This window comes from Streptomyces sp. NBC_01304 (genome assembly GCF_035975855.1).
Classification (GTDB): Bacteria; Actinomycetota; Actinomycetes; order Streptomycetales; family Streptomycetaceae; genus Streptomyces.
The window spans coordinates 4925780-4945975 of sequence record NZ_CP109055.1 but is presented as its reverse complement, the minus strand read 5'-3'; the positions used below and the strand labels follow the sequence as shown (position 1 = coordinate 4945975).

At 69.5% G+C, this 20196-nt stretch carries 22 protein-coding genes; 16 read left to right on the top strand and 6 right to left on the bottom strand.

Going from position 1 to position 20196, the window contains the following annotated elements:
- Positions 1–89: 89 nt before the first annotated feature.
- Genes OG430_RS21725 through OG430_RS21715 form a run of 3 tightly spaced genes read left to right on the top strand, consistent with a single transcriptional unit; the run spans position 90 to position 2240 of the window.
- On the top strand, positions 90–689 hold the full coding sequence (locus tag OG430_RS21725) for an RNA polymerase sigma factor (RefSeq protein WP_327354220.1): 600 nt from the start codon (positions 90–92) through the stop codon (positions 687–689).
- Positions 686–1702 (top strand): CU044_5270 family protein, encoded by a 1017-nt coding sequence (locus tag OG430_RS21720; RefSeq protein WP_327354219.1) that lies wholly within the window; start codon positions 686–688, stop codon positions 1700–1702. Before OG430_RS21725 ends, OG430_RS21720 begins: the two co-directional genes overlap by 4 nt.
- Before the next feature lie 37 nt (positions 1703–1739).
- The gene (locus tag OG430_RS21715; RefSeq protein WP_327354218.1) at positions 1740–2240 is read left to right on the top strand and encodes an SRPBCC domain-containing protein; all 501 of its coding nucleotides are present in this window, start codon (positions 1740–1742) and stop codon (positions 2238–2240) included.
- A gap of 15 nt (positions 2241–2255) precedes the next feature.
- On the opposite strand, the gene OG430_RS21710 is transcribed toward OG430_RS21715, so the two are convergent.
- The 3 genes from OG430_RS21710 to OG430_RS21700 form a co-directional block, all read right to left on the bottom strand.
- Positions 2256–2705 (bottom strand): nucleoside deaminase, encoded by a 450-nt coding sequence (locus tag OG430_RS21710; protein WP_327354217.1) that lies wholly within the window; start codon positions 2703–2705, stop codon positions 2256–2258.
- A gap of 14 nt (positions 2706–2719) precedes the next feature.
- Positions 2720–4102 (bottom strand): purine-cytosine permease family protein, encoded by a 1383-nt coding sequence (locus OG430_RS21705; RefSeq protein WP_327354216.1) that lies wholly within the window; start codon positions 4100–4102, stop codon positions 2720–2722.
- 106 nt (positions 4103–4208) lie between these two features.
- Complete coding sequence (locus tag OG430_RS21700) at positions 4209–4646, bottom strand: PLD nuclease N-terminal domain-containing protein (protein WP_327354215.1); 438 nt, start codon at positions 4644–4646, stop codon at positions 4209–4211.
- A gap of 89 nt (positions 4647–4735) precedes the next feature.
- On the opposite strand from OG430_RS21700, the gene OG430_RS21695 reads away from it, so the two are divergent.
- The 10 genes from OG430_RS21695 to OG430_RS21650 all read left to right on the top strand — a co-directional run bounded on the left by OG430_RS21695 (position 4736) and on the right by OG430_RS21650 (position 13566).
- A complete protein-coding gene (locus OG430_RS21695) occupies positions 4736–6193 on the top strand; it encodes a menaquinone biosynthesis decarboxylase (RefSeq protein ID WP_327354214.1) in 1458 nt (485 codons plus the stop codon).
- A complete protein-coding gene (gene mqnP / locus OG430_RS21690; RefSeq protein WP_327354213.1) occupies positions 6190–7092 on the top strand; it encodes a menaquinone biosynthesis prenyltransferase MqnP in 903 nt (300 codons plus the stop codon). The genes OG430_RS21695 and mqnP overlap by 4 nt, the downstream gene beginning before the upstream one ends.
- 111 nt (positions 7093–7203) lie before the next feature.
- Positions 7204–7767 (top strand): Uma2 family endonuclease, encoded by a 564-nt coding sequence (locus OG430_RS21685; protein WP_327354212.1) that lies wholly within the window; start codon positions 7204–7206, stop codon positions 7765–7767.
- A gap of 39 nt (positions 7768–7806) precedes the next feature.
- Complete coding sequence (locus tag OG430_RS21680) at positions 7807–8505, top strand: UbiX family flavin prenyltransferase (RefSeq protein ID WP_327354211.1); 699 nt, start codon at positions 7807–7809, stop codon at positions 8503–8505.
- A gap of 124 nt (positions 8506–8629) precedes the next feature.
- Complete coding sequence (locus tag OG430_RS21675; RefSeq protein ID WP_327354210.1) at positions 8630–9085, top strand: Lrp/AsnC family transcriptional regulator; 456 nt, start codon at positions 8630–8632, stop codon at positions 9083–9085.
- A gap of 52 nt (positions 9086–9137) precedes the next feature.
- On the top strand, positions 9138–10301 hold the full coding sequence (mqnE, locus tag OG430_RS21670; RefSeq protein WP_327354209.1) for an aminofutalosine synthase MqnE: 1164 nt from the start codon (positions 9138–9140) through the stop codon (positions 10299–10301).
- A gap of 35 nt (positions 10302–10336) precedes the next feature.
- Entirely contained in the window at positions 10337–10861 is a 525-nt protein-coding gene (locus OG430_RS21665; RefSeq protein WP_327354208.1) for a GNAT family N-acetyltransferase, read from the top strand.
- Between the two features lie 61 nt (positions 10862–10922).
- Positions 10923–11210 carry a DUF4229 domain-containing protein gene (locus OG430_RS21660; RefSeq protein ID WP_327354207.1) on the top strand — a complete coding sequence of 96 codons (288 nt, stop codon included), beginning with the start codon at positions 10923–10925 and terminating at the stop codon, positions 11208–11210.
- A 379-nt stretch (positions 11211–11589) separates the two neighbouring features.
- Entirely contained in the window at positions 11590–12930 is a 1341-nt protein-coding gene (locus tag OG430_RS21655; RefSeq protein ID WP_327354206.1) for a dicarboxylate/amino acid:cation symporter, read from the top strand.
- Between the two features lie 132 nt (positions 12931–13062).
- Positions 13063–13566, top strand: a complete 504-nt coding sequence (locus OG430_RS21650; protein ID WP_327354205.1) for a hypothetical protein — start codon at positions 13063–13065, stop codon at positions 13564–13566.
- A 1-nt stretch (position 13567) separates the two neighbouring features.
- Here OG430_RS21650 and OG430_RS49485 read toward each other — a convergent pair whose 3' ends face one another.
- Positions 13568–13642 carry a 50S ribosomal protein bL37 gene (locus tag OG430_RS49485; RefSeq protein ID WP_442816729.1) on the bottom strand — a complete coding sequence of 25 codons (75 nt, stop codon included), beginning with the start codon at positions 13640–13642 and terminating at the stop codon, positions 13568–13570.
- Positions 13643–13787: 145 nt separating this feature from the next.
- Between OG430_RS49485 and OG430_RS21645 the strand changes: the two genes are divergently transcribed.
- Complete coding sequence (locus tag OG430_RS21645; RefSeq protein WP_327354204.1) at positions 13788–14429, top strand: TetR/AcrR family transcriptional regulator; 642 nt, start codon at positions 13788–13790, stop codon at positions 14427–14429.
- On the opposite strand, the gene OG430_RS21640 is transcribed toward OG430_RS21645, so the two are convergent.
- Both OG430_RS21640 and OG430_RS21635 read right to left on the bottom strand, forming a co-directional pair.
- Positions 14415–15260, bottom strand: coding sequence for a MaoC family dehydratase (locus OG430_RS21640; protein WP_327354203.1), 846 nt, complete (start codon positions 15258–15260; stop codon positions 14415–14417). The genes OG430_RS21645 and OG430_RS21640 overlap by 15 nt on opposite strands.
- A 2-nt stretch (positions 15261–15262) precedes the next feature.
- Complete coding sequence (locus OG430_RS21635; protein WP_327354202.1) at positions 15263–16630, bottom strand: 3-oxoacyl-ACP reductase; 1368 nt, start codon at positions 16628–16630, stop codon at positions 15263–15265.
- 70 nt (positions 16631–16700) lie between these two features.
- Here OG430_RS21635 and OG430_RS21630 point away from each other — a divergent pair, with 70 nt between their 5' ends.
- Together OG430_RS21630 and OG430_RS21625 are read left to right on the top strand one after the other, a co-directional pair.
- A complete protein-coding gene (locus OG430_RS21630; protein WP_327354201.1) occupies positions 16701–17981 on the top strand; it encodes an acetyl-CoA C-acetyltransferase in 1281 nt (426 codons plus the stop codon).
- A 139-nt stretch (positions 17982–18120) separates the two neighbouring features.
- Entirely contained in the window at positions 18121–20109 is a 1989-nt protein-coding gene (locus OG430_RS21625) for an AMP-dependent synthetase/ligase (RefSeq protein WP_442816532.1), read from the top strand.
- The last annotated feature ends 87 nt before the right edge of the window (positions 20110–20196 follow it).

The window sequence follows — 20196 nt, the reverse complement described above, 5'->3', positions numbered from 1 at the left end:
TCTTTTGAAGAAGGCAGTCTGTTGAAGAAGGCCGGTTTCCGCGATCGTTCGCGGGAACCGGCCTTCGTCGTACGGACAGGAAGGTAGTCGTGGACACGAATCTGCGCGCCTCCTTACGGACGGGGGACGCCGACGCCTTCGGGCAGCTCTTCGACGCGTACGCACGCTCCGTCTACAACCACGCGTACCGGCTGACCGGGGACTGGACGACGGCCGACGACATCGTCTCGCTGACCTTCCTGGAGGCCTGGCGCCTGCGCGAGCGGATCGACGAGGACGGCGGCTCGCTGCGGCCCTGGCTGCTCGGCATCGCCACCAACGTCGCCCGCAACACCCGCCGCGCCGCCCGCCGCCACTCGGCCGCGGTCGAGCGGCTGCCGGCGCCCGAGCCGGTGCCGGACTTCGCCGAGGAACTGGCGGGCAGGATCGACGACTTGGCGTACCTGGAGGCGGTCCGGGTCGCCGTGGCCAGGCTGCGCCGCCCGGAGCGCGAGGTGCTCGCGCTGTGCGTCTGGGGCGAGTTGGACTACGCGGCGGCCGCCGAAGCACTCGGCATCCCGGTCGGCACGGTGCGCTCCCGGCTCTCGCGGGCCCGCAAGAAGCTCGCCGCGGAACTCGGGGCGGGGCGCGGACAGGTCAGAGGTGGCCGCGACTCCGTGGCCGGGCCCATTCAGGAGGGGAACTCATGAGCAAGCTTCCGTCCCCCCACGACCGGAACCTCCCGCCGGGCCGCCACCGCGACCTTCGGGAGCATCTGATGAGCGAGATCCGCCAGGAGACCAAGCCCGTACGCAGCCCGTGGCGCCGCCCCGCCTTCGTGGCGCCCGCGATCGCCGCGGCCCTGTCCGTCGCCGTGGTCGTCGGGCTCACCGTGACCCGCGACGGCGGCGACGGCGGCGACAAGCCACGGCCGGAGCCCGCGACCGAGAGCGCGGCCCCGTTCTTCGAGCGGCTGGCCGAGGCCGCGGAGAAGCAGCCCGCCCCCGAGGTCCGCGACGACCAGTTCGTGTACACCAAGCGCGAGGACTACCACTGGAAGATGGACCCCGGGACGAGCTGGCCGGACGACTGCGCCACAACCGACGAGGGCTATCCCCACGGGGTGCAGGAGATCTGGAACTCGGTCGACGGCAAGCGGGAGGGGCTGCGCCATGAGTGGGCCGCGAACGACATGGTGACGGAGTTCAAGATCCCGCCACGCAGGCCCGACACCCTGCCGTACCCCACCTACCGCGAGGGCGAGGAGCTGCCGGACGACCCCGACGCGATGTACCGCCGGCTCTACGACCTGGAGCCCGGCGAGCAGCGGTCGGGCAAGCCGGCCGACGACCGGGCGGCCTTCGCTCAGGTCCGCGAGATCCTGAGCGACTACCTGCTGCCGCCGAAGACCAGCGCCGCGCTCTACCGGGCGGCCGCCCGGATCCCGGGCCTCACCGTCCGGCACGGCGTCAAGGACGTCGCGGACCGGCCGGGCGTGGCCGTCACGACCGGGCCCCATGCGGACAAGGGCATGGGACTGCGTCCCTTCAAGGCCCGCACCGAGCTGATCTTCAGCGAGAAGAACCTCAGCTACCTGGGGCAGACCACGGTCAATCTCACCGTCCCGAGCCGCCACTGCGACGTACTGAAGGCCGGTGCCGCCGTCAGCGGCGAGGCCCTGCTCACCCGAGGCGTCGTCGACAAGGTGAAACAGCTCCCGTAGGGGTGCGGAACTCCGCCCGCCGGGCGAGGCTGGTGCCATGACCGCACAGATCGGACGTGGCACCAGCCAGACGAAGGACGGCACGCAGCTCCTCCACTACGAGCTGCGCCTTCCCCACCCTGTGGAGGAGGTCTGGGCCGCCGTGGCCACCCCCGAGGGACTGCCCGGCTGGCTCGCGGCCGCCGATGTGCTGGAGCCCCGGCTCGGCGGCGCGGTAACGCTGCGCTGGCTGAACAACGAGGCGGACGGCGTGCACTCGGGCCAGGTCACCGCCTGGGACAAGGAACGCGTCGCCGAGTACACCATCGACCTGCACGGCCGCATCCGCTTCCACCTGCAGCCCACGGGCCCGGACGCCACGACGCTCCGCTTCACCAACGAGTTCGCCGGCGACGACGCGCTCCGCCTGGACTGCCTGGCCGGCTGGCACAACCACTTCGAGTTCCTTCTCGACGCCCTGGACGGGCGCCCCAAGGACTGGTCGACGTGGAACCTGGACAGCTGGCAGTGCCTGCGGGACTCGTACGAGAAGGATTGAAGCCGCCTTCACCGGCTATTCGCCGATGTCCTCGTTCCACAGCTCCGGCTTCGCCGCGATGAAGTCCTTCATCATGGCCACGCACTCCGGGTCGTCGAGCATGACGATCTCGACCCCGTGCTCGGCCAGCCAGTCGTGCCCGCCGTGGAAGGTCTCCGCCTCCCCGACGATCACGCGCGAGATCCCGAACTGCCGCACCAGACCGCTGCAGTACCAGCAGGGCGAGAGCGTGGTGACCATGGTCGTCCCACGGTACGTACGCTGCCGTCCCGCATTGCGGAACGCCGAGGTCTCCGCGTGCATCGACGGATCGCCGTCCTGCACCCGCAGGTTGTGGCCACGGCCGAGCAGCGTGCCGTCGGCGCCGTAGAGCGCGGCACCGATCGGGATGCCGCCCTCGGCGAGGCCCTGCTTGGCCTCCTCGACGGCGGTGGCGAGCCAGGCGCGGGCCTGTTCCTGATCCATATCGCTACGTTCCCTTACTTCTTGTTCGTACGTTGCCGCAGCACGGCATAGACGGCGGCGCTGAGGACCAGCCCCACCGGACACGTCAGATCGCCGATCGCGGGCCAGGCGGCCGGCGCCCACCCCACGTACGTCTGCTGGTTGGAGAAGACCGGCACGGACACCGCGATGCCCACGAGCAGCGCGATCACCCCGGCCCGGTCGCGGTACGCGGGGTCGGCGAGCCGCGCCGCGAGCTCCGCGTCGGAGGTGCCGCGCCGCAGCGCCTGCTCGGTGAGGACGACGCCCAGCCAGGGCGCGATCCAGTACGCGATGACGAGCAGGAACGACTCGAAGGCATGCCCCGCGTCCGAGATCGAGGCCGCGGCGGCCGCGGTGCCGGCGGCGCCCGTGAGCACCGCGAGCCCGGCCCGCCCGAGCCACTTGGGCAGTTTTAGCGCGAGGGAGGACAGCGAGACGGCGGCCGAGTAGACGTTCAGCGTGCCCGCGGCCATCGCGCCGAGCACGATCGCAAGGAGGGTGAGGCTGCTCAGCCAGCCGGGCAGCTGGCCGGTGAACGCGTCCGTGGGGGAGACCCCGTCGGGCGCGGCGACCGTGCCGGAGGCCGCGCCGATCAGGGCGACGGCGGAGATGGAGAGGAAGAGCCCGAGCGCGGGATACAGGGCCGTCTTCCACACCGGCGTGCTCGGCGGCAGATAGCGCGAGTAGTCCGAGGCGGAGGGGTTCCAGCCCGCGGTGAAGCCGAAGCAGGCGCTGAAGGCGAGCAGGAATCCGCCGACTCCGCCGCCGTCCGAGGGCGCCGAGAGCGCGGCGCCCTTGAAGATCCAGATCCCGGCGAGGGCGAAGACGACGGCGAGGACCGGGAACGCGTACTGCTCGAAGCGGTGCACCAGGTCGTGGCCGACGTACCCGATCACGATCTCAAGCGTGACCACGATCAGCAGACAGGCGAACGGCGCGAGCCCGGTCAGCGAGCTGAGCGCGAAGGCCCCGCCGAGGCTGTTCACGGCGAACCAGCCGATGCCCGTGACCAGCGCGTTCCCCGCCGCCGGCAGCGCGGCCCCGCGCCGCCCGAAGGCGAGCCGGCCGACCACCATCTGCGGCACCCCGAAGCGCGGCCCGTCCGTGGAGAGCGCGGCGTGCGCGGCCGAGCCGAGGGCGGCGCCGAGCACGAGGGCGGCGGCGGCCTGCCAGAAGCTCAGCCCGAAGGCGGTCACGGACAGGATGCCGATGAAGACGGTGGCGAAGCCGACCTGCGGTGAGGCCCAGGTCCACAGGAGCTGGTGCGGGCTGCCGTGGCGCCGGTCGAGGGGGATGGGCTCGGCGCCCGCGGTCTCGACGACGGAGGCGTCGGACGGCGTGCTGAGGGTGCGGCTGGTGCTGCTGGGCGCGGTCATGGCCTCGGGACTGGTGGGGGCGGTACGTGTAGGTACGTACGCGCGGTACGGAATTCCGCGTTCCAGTCTGAGGCGGCCGAGCCCTCCGTCCAATAGGCGGAAGGCCCTACTTCGAGGGCGGGGTCTCGTCGTTTGGCCCCGCGTCACCGGCGCCGGGGCCCTCGCCCTCACGCCGCTTGATCTCCTCCTCGCGGCGGCGCAGGTCGGCCTCCCAGTCCTTGAGGAGCGACTCGTCCTTCACATCTTTGGAAGACGCAGCGTTCTCGCGCAGGGACTGCAGGAACTCCGGGTTGTCGTCCGGCGCCACGTACTTCGGCTTGTGGTTGCGGTGCCACTCCGAGGGGGTCCGGCCGCCCTCGGGAGGCGTGCGGACCTTGCCCGCGGCGAGCCACACGATCGGCCCGACGATCCAGAAGAGCAGGATGATGAAGACCCAGGCAATCTTCGGGAGGTGCTTGGCCTCGTCTTCCGGCGTGTTCAGGCAGTCGATGAAGGCGTAGATCGTCAGGGCGAGCGGGATGATGAACAACAGGGCCCGGAACATGTTGCGCGATCCCCCAAGAGGCAGCGACGGGGCGTGAAGCGCGCCCCCGGTGACGGGGCCAGGGTAGCCGGTGCCGGATACTGGGACGCATGGCTTACGACGATCTTCGCTCCCTGCTCCGGGCGCTGGAGCGCGAGGGCGATCTCAAGCGCATCAAGGCTGAAGTCGACCCGTATCTGGAGGTCGGTGAGATCGTCGACCGGGTGCAGAAGTCCGGTGGGCCCGCTCTCCTCTTCGAGAACGTGCGCGGCTCCGCGATGCCCCTCGCGATGAATGTGTACGGCACCGACCGCCGCCTGCTGAAGGCGCTCGGCCTGAAGTCGTACGGCGAGATCAGCGAGAAGATCGGCGGCCTGCTCAAGCCCGAGCTCCCGCACGGCTTCGTCGGCGTGCGCGAGGCCTTCGGCAAGCTGGGCTCGATGGTGCACGTACCGCCGAAGAAGGTGAAGTCCGACGCCGCGCCCGTCCAGGAGGTCGTCCTCACCGGCGAAGACGTGGACCTGGAGCAGCTGCCCGCGCTCTTCACCTGGCCGGAGGACGGCGGCTCGTTCTTCAACCTCGGTCTTACGCACACGAAGCATCCGGAGACCGGGGTCCGCAACCTCGGCCTGTACCGGCTGCAGCGCCACGACAAGCGCACCATCGGCATGCACTGGCAGATCCACAAGGACAGCCGCAACCACTACGCGGTCGCCGCACAGCGCGGCGAGCGGCTGCCGGTCGCGATCGCCTTCGGCTGCCCGCCGGCCGTGACGTATGCCTCGACCGCCCCGCTGCCCGGCGACATGGACGAGTACATGCTGGCGGGGTTCATCCAGGGCAAGCGCGTCGAGATGGTCGACTGCAAGACGGTCCCGCTGCAGGTCCCGGCGCATGCCGAGGTCGTCATCGAGGGCTGGCTGGAGCCGGGCGAGATGCTGCCGGAGGGACCGTTCGGCGACCACACGGGCTTCTACACGCCGCAGGAGCCGTTCCCCGCGCTGAAGATCGACTGTGTGACGATGCGGCGGCGGCCGCTGCTGCAGTCCATCGTGGTCGGCCGTCCGCCGACGGAGGACGGCCCGCTGGGGCGTGCCACGGAGCGTTTCTTCTTGCCGTTGTTGAAGATCATCGTGCCGGACATCGTGGACTACCACCTGCCCGAGTCGGGCGGCTTCCACAACTGCGCGATCGTCTCGATCAACAAGAAGTACCCGAAGCACGCGCAGAAGGTCATGCACGCGATCTGGGGCGCGCACATGATGTCGCTGACCAAGCTGATCGTGGTCGTGGACGCCGACTGTGACGTCCACGATCTGCACGAGGTGTCGTGGCGGGCGCTCGGCAACACGGACTACGCCCGTGACCTCACGGTCGTCGAAGGCCCGGTCGACCACCTCGACCACGCCTCGTACCAGCAGTTCTGGGGCGGCAAGGCGGGCATCGACGCCACCAAGAAGCTGCCCGAGGAGGGCTACACCCGGGACGGCGGCTGGCCGAACATGGTCGAGTCCGACCCGGAGACGGCGGCGACGGTCGACCGCCGCTGGAAGGAGTACGGCCTGTGAGCGCGTCCGCCGCCGCAGTACCCGGGCCGGGTCGTACGAAGGCGTTCCTGCGCCTCGTCATGATCGAGCACTCGGTGTTCGCGCTGCCCTTCGCCTATATCGCCGCGCTGACGGCGATGTTCACGTGGGACAAGAACATCCACTGGGGGCGGCTGCTCCTGGTGACCATCGCCATGGTCGGTCTGCGGACGTTCGCGATGGCCTGCAACCGCATCATCGACCGCGAGATCGACGCCCGTAATCCGCGGACGGCCGGGCGGGAACTGGTCACCGGCGCCGTGTCGGTCCGGCACGCCTGGACCGGGGCGCTCGTCGCCGTCGTGGTCTTCCTGGGCGCGGCCGCCGCGCTCAACCCGCTATGCCTCGCGCTCGCGCCCATCGCGGTGATCCCGATGGTGGTCTATCCGTACGGCAAGCGGTTCACCAACTTCCCGCACGCGATCCTCGGCCTCGCCCAGGCGATGGGGCCGGTCGGCGCGTGGATCGCGATCACCGGGACCTGGTCCTGGGACGCGGTGATCCTCGGGCTCGCGGTCGGCATCTGGATCGGCGGGTTCGACCTGATCTTCGGGTGCCAGGACGTCGAGGCGGACCGGGTGGAGGGTGTGAAGTCGGTGCCGGCGCGGTTCGGGATTCCGGCGGCGATCTACGGTGCGCGGGTCTGCCACGTCGTGACGATGGGACTGTTCGCCTGGTACGCGTACGCCACCGGCGCGGGGTTCTTCTTCTGGGTCGGGCTGATCATCGTCGCGGCGGCGTTCGGGTACGAGCACTCGATCGTGACGCCGCGCGATCTGTCGCGGCTGAACCGGGCGTTCTTCACGGTGAACGGCTTCATCGGGATCGCGCTGTTCGTGTGTGCGCTGCTGGATCTGCTGGTGCGGGGTCTGACGGTCTAGGTGGCCGTTGGCTCACGCGTTCGAGTGGGGCGCGATGGAATCCCGGGTGGGTGCTGAGGCCCGTGATTACCGTTATCGCCCTACCATCGAGGGCAGGGAAGGGAGATCGAGGTGACCGTTGTGGAGATCGACCGCCTGCACTCGCAGCTCAGCCGGTACGAGGGCATGTTCCCGGGGTACCGGACCGAGATTGTCGAGGGCAATATCGTGATGAGTCCGCTGAAACCCCACCATGCCGAGATGATCCGGCGGGTTTGGAATGCGCTGGAGGCCCAGGTCGCAGACGAGTGGGGATTCATCAGTGATGTGGCCATCCCCTTCGACGGAGCCAACGAGTTCTGCCCCGATCTCGCGGTGATCCCCGAGGCGGAGGTGGCCAAGAATCTCAGCGCCTACCCGCCCGACCTGATCGAACTCGTCATCGAGGTGGTCTCGCCCAGCAGCGTGCGCAATGACTACCAGATCAAGGAACAGGCGTATGCGCGGCGAGGCCTCCCGCACTACTTGATCTTCGACCCGTACAAGGCGCACTGCGTCACCCTCTGGAACCCCGGCCCGGACGGCTACCTCGGCCGGGACACCATTCCGTACGGCAAGACCGTCGCTGTGGACACCGGCATCGGGCGGCTCGCCATCGACACCGGGAAACTTCCCGTCGACCCCGCCCACACCTGAGCGAACCGCACGTCCGGGCCGCCGGATAGGCTCGGACACGTGCAGCCCCAACCCGAACACACCCCGCAGCGACGCCCCTGGGTAGTCGGCGTCTCCGGCGCCTCCGGTACGCCCTACGCCGCGGCCGTCCTGCGGGCCCTGCTCGCGGCCGGGGAGAGCGTCGATCTGGTGGTGAGCCGGGCCTCCCGGCTGACCCTGCTCGACGAGACCGGCATCTCCTTCCGGGACGCGCACTGGCAGGAGGACCTCGCCGAGTGGCTGGCCCGGGGCGCGGACGGCAAGCCCGGCACCTTCGCGCGGCCGGACATGGACGACGTGCGGTACTGGGCCGCCGGTGACCTCGCGGCGGGCCCGTCGTCGGGTTCGTACGCGACCAAGGGCATGCTGATCGTGCCCGCCTCCACGGCCTGCGTCGCGGGCGTGGCCCTCGGCCTGTCGAAGGACCTGCTGCAGCGGACGGCGAGCGTGACGCTGAAGGAGAGCCGCAAGCTGGTCGTCGCGGTGCGCGAGACGCCGCTGAACGGGCAGACGCTCAAGCACCTGGTGACCCTGGACGAGGCGGGCGTCGTGGTGCTGCCCGCGTCCCCGGCGTTCTACGCGGGGGCGACCCACATCCAGGACCTGGTGGACTTCGTCGCCGGGCGGGTGCTCGACGCGGCGGGGGTGCCGCACCGGCTGTACCGCCGGTGGGAGGGAGAGCTCGGGGCAGGCTCCCGGGACCCGGCGCAGCGCTCTTGATCAGAGCCGGCCGGACGCATCCGAAAGAAGCAGGAAGAAATATTTCGCAGGGTGTTGACCCTGTGCGCCTTGGATTCTATATCTATACTTGCGGTATTGCTGAACAATGGAAGGCTTCAGGCATATGGACGCGGTGGACAGGCAGCTCATCCAGGCTCTGCGGGAGAACGGCAGAGCCTCCTACGCGGAACTGGGTCGTCTCGTCGGCCTCTCCGGCCCCAGCGTCACCGACCGCATCAACCGCCTCGAATCGGCGGGCGTGATCACCGGCTATCGCGCGACGGTCGACTCGGCCTCGCTCGGCCTCGGCGTCACCGCGCTCATCGGCATCTCCCTCTCCGACGCCACCGACCACGAGGACGTGGCGCAGCGGCTCAAGGACCTCGCCGAGATCGAGGACTGCTGGTTCATCGCCGGTGACGACTCGTACATGCTCAAGGTGCGGGTGGGTGACGTGGACGGCCTGGAGAAGACCATTCGCCGCCTCAGCGGGACCAAGGGCGTCTCCCGTACGCGTACCACCATCGTGCTCTCCACGAAGTGGGAGGACCGGGTCGGGGAACTGCCCGACGAGGTGTAGCAGTACCGTTGGGTCGCAGCCCGATTGGTAGACGTATGGGAGTGGCCACAGCATGGACGCCGGACTCAAGCGCGAGCTCGAGCAGAAGGTCCGCGCCGGTGAGCGGCTGACGCGCGAGGACGGAATCGCCCTCTACGCCTCGGACGACCTCGCCTGGCTCGGCGGCCTCGCGCACGAGGTGCGTACGCGCAAGAACGGCGACGTGGTCCACTTCAACGTCAACCGTCACCTCAACATGACGAACGTGTGCACCGCGTCCTGCGCGTACTGCTCGTTCCAGCGCAAGCCGGGCGAGAAGGACGCGTACACGATGCGCATCGAGGAGGCGGTCAAGCTCGCCAAGTCGATGGAGGCCGAGAACCTCACCGAGCTGCACATCGTCAACGGCCTGCACCCGAGCCTGCCGTGGCGCTACTACCCGCGCTCGCTGCGGGAGTTGAAGGCCGCGCTGCCGCACGTCTCGCTGAAGGCCTTCACGGCGACGGAGATCCACCACTTCGAGACGATCTCCGGGCTCTCCGCCTCCGAGATCCTCGACGAGCTCATCGACGCCGGCCTCGAATCGCTCACCGGCGGCGGCGCGGAGATCTTCGACTGGGAGGTCCGGCAGCACATCGTCGACCACAACACCCACTGGGAAGACTGGTCGCGCATCCACCGCCTCGCGCACGAGAAGGGTCTCAAGACCCCGGCCACGATGCTGTACGGCCACATCGAGGAGCCGAAGCACCGGGTCGACCACGTCCTTCGGCTGCGTGAACTGCAGGACGAGACCGGCGGGTTCCAGGTCTTCATCCCGCTGCGCTACCAGCACGACTTCGTCGACATGAAGGACGGCAAGGTCCGCAACCGGCTGCAGGCCCGGACGACCATGGCCACCGGCGCCGAGGCCCTGAAGACCTTCGCCGTCTCGCGTCTGCTCTTCGACAACGTGCCGCACGTCAAGGTCTTCTGGGTGATGCACGGCGTGCAGACCGCCCAACTCGCCCTGCAGCACGGCGCGGACGACATGGACGGCTCGGTCGTCGAGTACAAGATCACGCACGACGCGGACGACTTCGGCACCCCGAACAAGCTGACCCGCGAGGACCTGCTCGACCTCATCCGCGACGCGGGCTTCCGGCCCGTCGAGCGGAACACCCGCTACGAGATCATCCGCGAGTACGAGGGCGCGGACCCGGAGCGCCGTGAGTCGCCGCAGCTCATGCGCTTCTGAGGCAGCGAGGCACGGGGTACGGGGTTCTACGTTCCATGGCTCTCATATTCAAGCTCGATCCGACCGTCGACGCCGGCCTGCGGGACGGGGTCCTCGCCCTGTGGGCCGACGTCTCCAACGCGGGCGGTGCCGTCGGCTTCGTGCCGCCGGTGACGCCCGACGACATCAAGCCCGAGTGGGTCAAGCACCTCGCTGCCATGACGGAGGGGCGTACCCGCCTGCTCGTCGGCTACGACGAGGACGGCGAGGTCGCCGCGACCGTCTTCTTCGCGTACAACACCCACCGCCTGATGCGGCACTGGGTCTGGCTCTACACCGTGATGGTGCACCCGCGCCATCAGGGCAAGGGCTACGGCCGCGACCTGATGGCGGCCGCCGAGGAGTCGGCCCGCGGCTTCGACGGCATCGACGCGATCCGGCTCACCTGCCGGGGCGGCACCGGCGTCGACCGGTTCTACGCCTCGTGCGGCTACCGGGAAGTGGGCCGGGTGCCCGGGATGATCCGGGTCGCGCCCGGCGACGACCGGGACGACATCACGATGCTCCTCCCGCTGAATTGATCAATGGCAGTGCGTGCTTCACTGGACGGGAAGCATCACGAGTAGAGAGAAGAGGGACATCGTGCCTCTGAAGCCGAGCCCGACGATCCGCTACACCGCGCTGCGCATCGGCATCTTCGCCGGCTGCTTCTTCGCCCTCTGGGGCCTGGTCTACCTGGGCCTGCTGCCCAAGGGCCTCGGCGACTCCAACCTCCTGTGGGTGCTGATCCTCTCGATCGTCGTCTCCGCCCCGCTGAGCTTCGTGCTCCTGCGCAAGCAGCGCGACGCGATGTCCGAGACGATCGTGGGCCGCATCGAGAACGCCAAGACCAGGCTCGCGGAGAACCGCAGCATGGAGGACGGGGTGTAAGCCTCGTCACAGATACCCGGGTGCCCCGGGGCCGGAGCGGAAGCTCATGGCCCCGGGGCACCGGTGTTTTCCGGACCTGCGGCCCGGGGCGTGGCCGGATCTGGACCCAAAGAAGCTCTTTGATGTTCTCAAAGTTCAAGTGTTAACGTGTTCGACATGAAGACTGCAGCCGTGCCCCGCGATTCCATGAGCGTTCTGCTCGTGGCGCGCCTGCATGTCGATCTCTGCCGCTGCATGTCCGCGGCCTGTTGCCGCGTCTGAAGACGGTCTGTTCTCCGTCGAGTCAAGCGACACAATGCAGCGGCGCCCGTTGATCTCCGGGGCCGCATGCGTCCCTTCCCCCCCCTGCCCACGCACGCGTCCCTACCCGGAGTGTTCCGTGTCCGCGAATTCCCCGTCCGTCTCCGACCAGCCACCGGTCGGTTCCCCCCGCTCCGGCTTCCGGATACCGAAGGTCCCGTTCTGGGTCCAGATCGTCGCCGGTCTCGTCCTCGGTGGCCTGCTCGGCTGGATCGCCGGCCCCAACGGCCAGGACGTCGGCTGGCTCGTCACCACGCTCGACAAGATCGGCAGCATCTTCATCCAGCTCCTGAAGCTGGCCGTCGCCCCGCTCGTCTTCTTCGCGATCCTGGTGTCGATCACCAACCTGCGGAAGGTCAACAACGCCGCCCGGCTCGCCACCCGCACGCTGCTCTGGTTCATGATCACGTCGCTGATCGCGGTGGTCATCGGTCTGGTCATCGGCCTGCTCACCAACCCGGGTGCCGGCACCGGTCTCACCCCGAAGGACGGCAAGCTGCCCGAGCACAAGGGCAGTTGGATCGACTTCCTGACCGGAATCGTCCCGACCGACATCATCACGCCGTTCACCGAGCTCAACGTCCTGCAGATCGTCTTCATGGCCGCCGTCGCCGGTGTCGCCGTGCTGAAGATCGGTGACGCCGCCCAGCCGATCCTGACGCTGAGCGAGTCGGTCCTCAAGCTTCTGCAGACCGCCCTGTGGTGGGTCATCAAGCTCTCGCCGCTCGGCACCGTCGGCCTCATCGGCTACGCCGTGGCGACGTACGGCTGGAACCTCATCAGCAAGTACGGGACCTTCACCGCGGACATCTACATCGGCTGCGCCCTGGTGATGTTCGGCGTGTACCCGCTGCTGCTCGCGTTCGTGGCCAAGCTCAACCCGGTGCAGTTCTTCAAGGGCGCCTGGCCCGCCATCCAGCTGGCCTTCATCTCGCGCTCCTCGGTCGGCACCATGCCGCTCACCCAGAAGGTCACCGAGCGCCTCGGTGTCCCGAAGGACTACACGTCCTTCGCCGTGCCGTTCGGTGCGACGACCAAGATGGACGGTTGCGCCGCGATCTACCCGTCGATCGCCGCGATCTTCGTCGCGCAGATCTTCGATGTGCAGATGGGCATCAAGGAGTACATCCTCATCGCCTTCGTCTCCGTCGTCGGATCCGCGGCCACGGCCGGGCTCACGGGCGCGACGGTCATGCTGACGCTGACCCTGTCGACCCTGGGGCTGCCCATGGAGGGCGTGGGTCTGCTGCTGGCGATCGACCCGATCCTGGACATGATGCGCACCGCCACGAATGTGGCCGGTCAGGCGCTGATTCCGGTGATCGTTGCGGCTCGGGAGAAGATTCTCGACAAGGAGGCGTACGACTCCGCGTCGGCGTCGCCTGTTGACGATGCTCGGGTTGTGCCTGTCGCCGCGTAGGCGCTGACCGCTCTGGATGTACGACGACGCCCGTGCCCCTCCTGCTGGGGGCGCGGGCGTCGTCGTACGTCGTGTGCTCGGGGCCGTGCGGGGTCGAACTCGGCGTGCTGGGCGACCAATAGCGAGGCAGACATGGAGCCGATGGAAATCATCCGCACGCTACGCGGAGACGAAGACGGAGATTCACCTCAGGAGTTGCTCGCCGAACTGGGGAACATCCCTGATGCCGTGGCGTATGCGCAGCTCTTCTGGCCGGATGTAATCGCACTGCACGGCAGTGCAATTATTGACATTCACGGCTATGGAGTCTCAGAGGTCGAGTCGAGGCTGGAGCGAACCGTGCAACGCCACGGACCCGGGCGCTCCGTGGGTGAATGGCGGGACTGGGTGGACAGTTTCAACTACTTTGAAGTCGCCCATCTCTTCCGCAACTTCGTTGATTTCGGCGAGCGTGAGCACGAGGCTCATCTCGCGTTCGCGCGCCTTCTGGTCCCGCCGTGGCAGGCGCGCCTGGACGCCATGACCTCCGTCACGACACATCCTCAGGTGCGCGTGACGGAGGAAATCGAGGGTGCAGGTATCTGCGTCGCGGTGTCCCAGCAGATCGGTTCGGAGAACTGCCCGCTGGGCTGGTGATTCAGCAGTTGGGTCGCTTGCCGTGGTTCGCGCCCTTCTTCCTGCGGGCCCGGCGCTTGTTTCCTCGCTTGGACATGGCGTTCATCTCCCGGCTCGTGGGGATATGCGGGGTTTGTCCATGACTTCGTCAGTCTAGGTTCGGGCCCCGGAGGCCGCATGTCTGGCCGTACCCTTACTCAGGAGTAAGAGGAGCGGTTCGGCGGATCGGGAGGGCGGCCGGCGTGGGTGCTGTGAAGGGCAAGCGGATGCCGCGGGCCGTGCGGGAGCAGCAGATGATGGATGCCGCGGTCCGGACGTTCGGGCAGCGCGGGTACCGGGCCGCTTCCATGGATGAGATCGCCGAGCTGGCGGGTGTTTCGAAGCCGCTGGTGTATCTGTACTTGAACTCGAAGGAAGAGCTCTTCACGGCCTGCATTCGCCGGGAGGCGGCCGCGCTCGTCGAAGCCGTGCGCGGCGGGATCACCCCGGGGGAACCCGCCGATCAGCAACTCTGGGCGGGGCTGCGGGCGTTCTTCACGCACACCGCCGAGAATCCGGATGCCTGGGCGGTGCTGCACAGTCAGGCGCGTACGCACGGTGAACCCTTCGCGCGTGAAGTCGCCGTCATGCGCGAGGAGATCGTCGCCTTCGTGACGCTGCTGATCGCCGAGGCGGCCCGGGAGGCGCACCGCAATCCTTCGCTCCCCGAGCGCGAGGTGGCCGGCCTCGCCGAGGCGCTCGTCGGCGCCGCCGAGTCGCTGTCCGCATGGGCCAACGTCACGCCCGGGGTCTCCGCGAAGGAGGCGGCGGCCACGCTGATGAACTTCGCCTGGGCGGGGCTCGGCAATCTCATGAAGGGCGAGCACTGGTCAGCTCCCCGGTGAGGACACCTCGCCGGTGAGGTGCAGGCGCCCGCCGTCCTTGCCGCCGCGCAGCTCGAAGGCGCCGCCCTCGGCCGAGTACGTCACTGTGCCGGGCAGCAGGACCGGGGCCTTGAAGTCCGCCCGCACCCGGACGGGCCCCTCGGCGCCCTGTTCGGCGAGGCAGCGGGCGACCGTCCACATGCCGTGCGCGATGGCGCGCGGGAAGCCGAAGGCCTTCGCGGTGAGCGGGTGGAGGTGGATGGGGTTGCGGTCGCCGGATGCGGAGCCGTAGCGGCGGCCGAGATCGCCCGGCAGCCGCCACTCGGCGCGTGCGGGGAGGGGGTTGGGGCGGGTCTCCTCAGGGCGGGGGGTGCTGGTCCGGTGCCGGGCCAGGTAGGTGGAGCGGGATGACCACACCAGGTCGCCCAGGAGGCGGGCCTCGGTGACCAAGGTGGCCTCCGTCCCCCTGTGATGCGGAGCCAACTTCGCCGCGTACACCGTGAGTTCGAGAGTTGCCGACGACGCCTCCAGGGGCTGCCGCTGGTCGATCTCGATCGATGTGTGGACGAGGCCGAGCAGCGGCAGTGGGAAGTCGTGCGCCGCCATCAGGCGCATCGCCAGGGGGAATCCGAGGATGTGTGGATACGTCACCGGGAGCGGGCCCTGCGCCGGGAACTCGCAGATCCGGCGGTAGGCGGCCAACCGCCGCGCGTCGAGGGGCGCGTCCGGCAGCACGAGGCGGGTGTCCGGCGCGGTGGCATCGGGCTTGACCCGCTTGAGCGGCGACAGTGCCGCGCCCCGAAGGAGCAGCGGGGTGAGCCGGGGCGCGGCGGTGAGGCGTACGACGGTCATGGTCAGGCCCCCAGCAGGCTCTGCCCGCACACCCGGACGACCTGGCCGTTCACGCCGCCCGAGGCGGGGCTCGCGAACCAGGCCGTGGTCTCGGCGACGTCCACCGGGAGTCCGCCCTGGGCAAGGGAGTTCATCCGGCGGCCGGCCTCGCGGATGAAGAGCGGGACCGCGGCGGTCATCTTGGTCTCGATGAAGCCGGGGGCGACCGCGTTCACCGTCACGCCGTGTTCGGCGAGCGCGGTCGGGGCGAGCGCGCGGACCAGGCCGATGATGCCCGCCTTGCTCGCCGCGTAGTTGGTCTGGCCCGCGTTGCCCGCGATGCCGCTGATCGAGGCCGTGGCGACGATGCGGCCGCCTCGGTTGATCGCGCCCGCCTTCAGGAGGGCGTCGGTCGTCCGCAGGACGCTCGCCAGGTTCACCTCCAGCACCGAACTCCAGCGGTCTGCCGCCATGTTGGCCAGCTTGCGGTCGCGGGTGATGCCCGCGTTGTGGACGAGGATGTCCAGGCCCCCGGAGGGCAGAGCTGCCGCGATCCGTTCGCCCGCGTCGTCCGCCGTGATGTCGAGCGCGAGCGCGGTGCCGCCGAGGCGCCCGGCGACCGCCGTCAGGTCGGCCTCCGCCGAGGGCACGTCGAGCACGATCACATGGGCCCCGTCCCGGGCCAGCGTCGCCGCCACCGACTCGCCGATTCCGCGTGCCGCGCCGGTCACCAGCGCGATGCGCCCGGCCAGCGGACGGTCCCGGTCAGGTGCTTCAAGTGCCGCCTCCGCCCTCTCGGTGACCTTGGTGACCTTGGTGACCTTGGTGACCTCGGCGATCTCTGCGACCTCTGCGACCTCGATGACCTGGCCGCTGACGTAGGCCGACTTGGGAGAGAGAAGGAAACACAGGGTCGACCCCGCGGCTGCAGCCGAAGGTGTGCGGACCAGCGTCGCGGTCCTGCCCCGGCCGAGCTCCTTGCCGAGGGAACGTACGAAACCCTCCAAGGCCTGCTGGGCGGCGGCCTGATGGTGGTCGTCGGCGGACAGCGGTGCGCCGAGCACGACGACCCGGCCGCTGGTGGCGATGGAGCGGACCACCGGGTGCAGGGCCGTGTGCACCTCGGCGAGCGCGGCGACGTCCGAGACCCCCGTGGCATCGAGCACGACCGCCGCGGGCCGCTCGGCCCCGAGCTTCAACCCGGTCCCGGCCAGCAGCTCGGCAAGGCCGTCCAGCTTCGACGTACCGGCCGTGAGGTGCAGCAACGGGCCCTCCAGCGTGGGGTGTTCGACGGACCAGCGGCGCAGTGCGGCAGGCTGGGGCAGGCCGAGCCTGCGGGCCAGGAGGCGGCCGGGGGCGGTACCGGTGAAGTTCAGATAGCGGTCGGCCATTGTCCAACTCCCAGCTCAGTCGTAAATTTACTTCTGAGTAAGGTTACTCAAGGGTCAGGAGCTGGTCGAGATGAGCACCGTAAGCAATACCGTGCGGAGGGTCGCTGTCATAGGTGGCAGCCGGATCCCGTTCGCGCGCTCCGACGGTCCCTATGCGACCGCGTCCAACCAGGAGATGCTGACGGCCGCGCTCGACGGCCTGGTCGAGCGGTACGGCCTGGCGGGCGAGACGGTCGGCGAGTTCGTCGCGGGCGCGGTGCTCAAGCACAGCCGGGACTTCAACCTCGCCCGGGAGACCGTGCTCGGCTCGAAGCTGGCCGCGCGGACACCCGCGTACGACATCCAGCAGGCGTGCGGCACCGGCCTGCAGGCCGTCATCGCGGCTGCCAACAAGATCGCCCTCGGTCAGCTGGACAGCGCGATCGCGGGCGGCGCCGACACCGCGAGCGATGCCCCGCTCGGGGTGAACGACCAGCTGAGGAAGATCCTTCTGGAGGCGCGGCGGGCCAGGTCGGCGGGGGCCCGGATCAAGGCCTTGAGCAAGGTCAGGCCGAAGCACCTCGTCCCCGACATCCCGCGCAACGCCGAGCCGCGCACCAAGCTCTCGATGGGCGAGCACGCGGCGGTGACCGCGCGGAAGTGGGGTGTGCAGAGGCAGGCGCAGGACGAGCTGGCGGCGGCCAGCCACCAGCGGCTCGCTGCCGCGTACGAGCGGGGCTTCCTGGACGATCTGGTCGTGCCCTTCCGGGGACTGGACCGGGACCAGAATCTGCGGCCCGGCTCGACCGTCGAGAAGCTGGCCACGCTGAAGCCGGTGTTCGGGGTCAAGGGTGACAACCCGACCATGACCGCGGGCAATTCGACCCCTCTGACGGACGGGGCGGCGACCGTGCTGCTCGCGAGCGAGGAGTGGGCGGCGGCGCGCGGCCTGGAACCCCTCGCCTACCTCACGGCGTACGAGACCGCCGCGGTCGACTTCGTCGGCGGGGACGTGGCCGACGGCGAGGACGGGCTGCTGATGGCCCCGGCGTACGCGGTGCCGCGGATGCTGGAGCGGGCCGGGCTCGGGATCGAGGACTTCGACCTGTACGAGATCCATGAGGCGTTCGCCTCCCAGGTCCTGGCCACCCTCGCGGCCTGGGAGAAGCGGGGGCTCGCGCCGGTGGACCGTTCGCGGCTGAATGTCGCGGGGTCGTCGCTGGCCACCGGGCATCCCTTCGCGGCCACCGGGGCCCGGATCGTGGCCACCCTGGGGAAGCTGCTCGCCGAGAAGGAAGGGCCGGCGCGCGGGCTGATCTCGATCTGCGCGGCGGGCGGGCAAGGGGTGACGGCGATTCTCGAGCGGGCCTGACGGGGAGTGACGGCGATTCTCGAGCGGGCCTGACAGGGGGCGCATCCGGCCAGGGTGCGTCCAACTCCCCCCTTACTCTCCCCTCCTTCTCCACACCCGTCCGTGCCGGGGAGATGTACGAACGGGATGTACGTACGGGATGCACGAACGGGATCCATGTACGGGATCCATTTACGGGATCCATGTACGGCACGCACGAACGCAGCCAAGGGAGCAGCCGCCTGTGTCTCGCCAGCCAACCGCCGCGCAACCACCCCTGGTCGAGCCCACCAGGGCCCGTATCGACGGGGTGGTCCGCGAGGTCCACGTACCGCCGCTCGCACCAGCCGTGACCTCCGGCTCCCTCGCCGACATCCCCTTCGCCAACGCCGCCGAGGCCCCGGCCGAGGCCGTCCTCAGCCGGAAGCGGGGCGGGCAGTGGGTGGACGTCACGGCGGCCGACTTCGCGGCCGAGGTGGCGACCCTCGCCAAGGGGCTGATCGCCCATGGGCTCGCCCCGGGTGACCGGCTCGCCATCATGGCCAGGACGACCTACGAGTGGACGCTGCTCGACTTCGCGGCGTGGGCGGCGGGGCTGGTCACCGTGCCGGTGTATCCGACGTCGTCCGCGTTCCAGACCCGGTGGATCCTGCAGGACTCGGGGGCCGTCGCGCTCGCCGTCGAGGGCCAGGAGCAGGCCGCCGCGCTCGGGCCCGAGCGGGACCGGATACCGGATCTGGCGCATGTGTGGACCTTCGGGGAGCTGGCCGATGTCGCCGAGGCGGGGCGTCGACTCCCCGACGGGGACAAGGAGTTGGCGGCCCGGCGTGCCGCCCTCACCCCGGACGACATCGCCACCCTCATCTACACCTCGGGCACCACCGGTCGCCCCAAGGGCTGTGTCCTCACGCACGGCAACTTCTTCGCCGAGGTCGACAACGCCATCGAACTCCTCCACCCCGTCTTCAAGTCGATGAGCAAGGAGCCCGCCTCCACCCTTCTCTTCCTGCCGCTGTCGCACGTCTTCGGGCGCATGGTCGCGGTCGGCTGTCTGCGGGCGCGGGTGCGGCTCGGGCATGCGCCGAGCATTCAGACCGAGGATCTGCTGGGCGATCTGGCGGGGTTCAGACCGACGTTCCTGCTCGCGATTCCGTACGTACTCGAAAAGGTCTTCAACACCGGTCGTGCCACGGCCGAGAAGATGGGCCGCGCCTCGTCCTTCGACCGGGCGGCCCGCATCGCGCGACGCTACGGCGAGGCGCTGGAGGCCGAGCAGCACGGCACGGGTCCCGGCCCCGGTCTCGGGCTCCGCCTGGCCCGCGCGCTCTACGACCCGCTGGTCTACCGGCGCATCCGGGCCGCGCTCGGCGGCAAGGTGCGGTACGCGATCTGCGGGGGCTCGCCGCTCGGGAGCTGGCTCGGGGCGTTCTACGCGGGGGCCGGCATCGACGTCTTCGAGGGGTACGGCCTCACCGAGACCACGGCCGCCGCGACCGTCACGCCACCCCTCAAGCCCCGCCTGGGGACGGTCGGTTGGCCCCTGCCCGGCACCAGGGTGCGCATCGCCGACGACGGGGAGGTGCTGCTCGCCGGGGGTCAGGTCTTCGACGGGTACTGGGATGCCCAGGCGGGGGCCGCCGTGCCCGCGTCCGCCGGCAACGGCGGGGAATGGTTCGCGACCGGTGACATCGGCGCGCTCGACGACGACGGCTATCTCGCGATCACCGGCCGCAAGAAGGACATCCTGATCACGACCGGGGGCAAGAACGTCGCCCCCGCGCCCCTGGAGGACTGGCTGCGCGCGCATCCGCTGGTCGGCCAGTGCATGGTGGTCGGCGACTTCCGGCCGTACATCACCGCGCTGATCACCCTGGAGCCCGACGGCATCGCGCACTGGCGCCGGATGAAGAAGAAGGACGATCTTCCGATCGAGGAGCTGGTGGCCGACCCGGAGCTGCAGGCGACGCTGCAGCGCGCGGTGGACGACGCCAACAAGCTCGTCTCGCGGGCCGAGTCGATCCGGCGGTTCACCGTGCTGCCGATCGACTTCACCGAGGAGGGCGGGCATCTCACGCCCTCGCTGAAGATCAAACGGGCCGCTGTGGAACGGGACTTCGCGAAGGAGATCGACGCGCTGTACGTGAGGTGACCTCACGCGGTACGGGAAGCGATCTCACGCTGCGTACGCGTAAATGCTTGATCGCGTACGTAGCGTGAGGAGGCGGCACCGGGGGAG

Coding starts and splice junctions, on each gene's coding strand:
- OG430_RS21720 (WP_327354219.1), top strand. CDS start 686: ATGAGCAAGCTTCCGTCCCCCCACGACCGGAACCTCCCGCCGGGCCGC.
- OG430_RS21715 (WP_327354218.1), top strand. CDS start 1,740: ATGACCGCACAGATCGGACGTGGCACCAGCCAGACGAAGGACGGCACG.
- OG430_RS21710 (WP_327354217.1), bottom strand. CDS start 2,705: ATGGATCAGGAACAGGCCCGCGCCTGGCTCGCCACCGCCGTCGAGGAG.
- OG430_RS21705 (WP_327354216.1), bottom strand. CDS start 4,102: ATGACCGCGCCCAGCAGCACCAGCCGCACCCTCAGCACGCCGTCCGAC.
- OG430_RS21700 (WP_327354215.1), bottom strand. CDS start 4,646: ATGTTCCGGGCCCTGTTGTTCATCATCCCGCTCGCCCTGACGATCTAC.
- OG430_RS21695 (WP_327354214.1), top strand. CDS start 4,736: ATGGCTTACGACGATCTTCGCTCCCTGCTCCGGGCGCTGGAGCGCGAG.
- OG430_RS21675 (WP_327354210.1), top strand. CDS start 8,630: ATGGACGCGGTGGACAGGCAGCTCATCCAGGCTCTGCGGGAGAACGGC.
- mqnE (WP_327354209.1), top strand. CDS start 9,138: ATGGACGCCGGACTCAAGCGCGAGCTCGAGCAGAAGGTCCGCGCCGGT.
- OG430_RS21665 (WP_327354208.1), top strand. CDS start 10,337: ATGGCTCTCATATTCAAGCTCGATCCGACCGTCGACGCCGGCCTGCGG.
- OG430_RS21650 (WP_327354205.1), top strand. CDS start 13,063: ATGGAGCCGATGGAAATCATCCGCACGCTACGCGGAGACGAAGACGGA.
- OG430_RS21640 (WP_327354203.1), bottom strand. CDS start 15,260: ATGACCGTCGTACGCCTCACCGCCGCGCCCCGGCTCACCCCGCTGCTC.
- OG430_RS21635 (WP_327354202.1), bottom strand. CDS start 16,630: ATGGCCGACCGCTATCTGAACTTCACCGGTACCGCCCCCGGCCGCCTC.
- OG430_RS21630 (WP_327354201.1), top strand. CDS start 16,701: ATGAGCACCGTAAGCAATACCGTGCGGAGGGTCGCTGTCATAGGTGGC.
- OG430_RS21625 (WP_442816532.1), top strand. CDS start 18,121: ATGCACGAACGGGATCCATGTACGGGATCCATTTACGGGATCCATGTA.